Source organism: Mycobacterium sp. TH-M15, assembly GCF_057473705.1.
In genome coordinates this window covers 1-2071 of sequence record NZ_JBYCLB010000482.1, presented here as the reverse complement: position 1 = coordinate 2071, position 2071 = coordinate 1, and the positions used below count along the sequence as shown (strand labels likewise).

At 69.6% G+C, this 2071-nt stretch carries 2 protein-coding genes; both read right to left on the bottom strand.

What is annotated here, in order from left to right:
• Positions 1–695: DinB family protein (locus AC2VNT_RS11725; protein ID WP_486947021.1), on the bottom strand; the 695-nt coding region annotated here is incomplete at its 3' end.
• A 176-nt stretch (positions 696–871) separates the two neighbouring features.
• Positions 872–2071 (bottom strand): ergothioneine biosynthesis glutamate--cysteine ligase EgtA (gene egtA / locus AC2VNT_RS11720; protein WP_486947020.1); only part of this gene is annotated, 1200 nt, incomplete at its 5' end.

Sequence of the window (2071 nt, the reverse complement as noted above, 5' to 3'; positions counted from 1 at the left end):
GCGTCGGCGTAGCCGCCGTCGTCGATGAAGTGTTGCCATTCGCCGTTGCTGACCGGAAACCGACCAATCCGGAACGCCGGTACGTCGACGACGTGGGCGGGACGCTCATTGTCCAACGAATACGGTTCGCTGGCGGCGTCGACGCCCAACACGAACGGGCCGGCGGGTACGGGCACCGACGTTCCGGCCATTCCACGCCGCCCGGCAGGCAGGGCGGACGTGTCGGGCAACAGCGCCGCCCCGGTGCGCAGATTCAATGCCTGCAGCATGGTTTCGTCGTGTTGGTTTTCGTGGCTGACCACCATGCCGAACACGAAGGCCGCCTCGTCGCCAGCGGGGTCGTCAGGTAGGGCATCGAGGGCATCCAGAGCAGCGGACCGCACGGTGCGGCAATAGGACCGCGCCCGCTCCGGAGACAGCAGCGGTAATTCGACACGACTGACCCGGGAATGCTTGAAGGCGTCGTAGAGGCCCTCGACGGCTGGCGGCAATATCCCGGGCCGATTCGGGTCACCGCCTCGCAGTAGCCAAAGCTCCTCCTGCTGACCGATGTGCGCCAGGTCCCACACCAGTGGGCTCATCAACGGGTCGTACTGCCGGCAAAGTTCGGCGTCGTCGAAATCGACTAGCCGCAACGTCCGCAGCCGCGCGCGAGTCAGATCGTCGGCGAGCTGCCCCCGGCATGACGATCGCAAGCGCGGCGCAGCCGGGCGCAGCGGGTCGGAATCATCAGCGCATGACGATCGCAAGCGCGGCGCAGCCGGGTGCAGCGGGTCGGAATCATCAGCGCATGACGATCGCAAGCGCGGCGCAGCCGGGCGCTGGGGGTACCGCCCGCTTGCGGGGGACGGGTCGGAATCATCAGCGAACGTCACAGGCCCCCTTGGGTCGACCGCGCGGCCTCCGCGACCGTAGCCGCGATGCCGTGCTTGATTACCCGCTCGGAAAAGTCGTCCCCGGGACAGCGGCCCCGCTCGACCCTGCAGACCAGCCGCTCCATCGCGTCGCTGAGCTCCGCCGGCGCGTTTGCGGCGGCGACGGCCACACACCGGTTGGCCGCCGCGTACAGCCGCCGGTCACGCAGACCGACCCGGGCCGCGGTGTCCCAGGCGGTGGCCACCGGTTCAACGGCTTCAGCCGCGATGTCGGTGGCGGCCGGGTCGTCGAGCAGCGCCACCAGCGTGAACACCAGGGCGGGCCAGAAGGCATCCGGCGCGCTATCGAGGTAGCGAATTTCCAGCCACTGCCGTGGACGGACCGGTGGGAACAGAGTAGTCAGGTGATAGTCCAGGTCGGCGAGGGTCGGACGGCGGCCGCCGAGCAGGACCAAGCCGTCCGCCCAGTCGGCGAAGGCCACATAGTGCGTGACCGCGGTAAGGTCCGGGGCGTCCAGGTTGTGCACCAGCATCACCGGCGCCTTGAGGGCATAGCGCGCCCAGTCGGTGCCGGGGTCATCGCCGCTGGCCCCCAGGATGGGTCCGCAGCGTGCGGAGTCCATCTGGCCCCACACCCGCTGCCGGGTGGAGACCCAACCAGAGAATTCCCCGCCGAGCATCGGGGAGTTGGCGGCGATCGCGATCATGGTGGGCCCCAGGGCGTGCGCCAGCCACACCCGCGCCGCCCATCCGGCTTGCGGCCCGGCGTCCACGTTGACCTGGACCGAGGCGGTCGACGTCATCATCGCCGCACCCGCCACCCCAGAGTCGCTGGCAGCGAAGAACTGTTCCATCGCCCGGTAACGCGCCCCCGGGTTAACGCGCTCGGCCGGCCGCAACGGGTCCGCGCCCAGGAAAACCAGCCCCAGCCCGGCGTCGGCAAAAGCCGACCGCAGAACCGCCTGGTCGCGGTGCATCGCGTCGATGGCAGGTAGCACGCCGTCGGCCGGCAGGCCAGACAGCTCGACGGCGCCACCGGGTTCGACGCTGACCGTGCTGCCGCCCGGCAGCGGGCTAAGCCACTGCAAAACCTCAGTAATTTCGTCCCAGCCCGGCCGGCGCTGCGGATCGGCCGGGTCGTAGCAGTGCGCCTCCATTTCCAGACCCACCCGTCCCAGCGGCGCATCGACCAGACA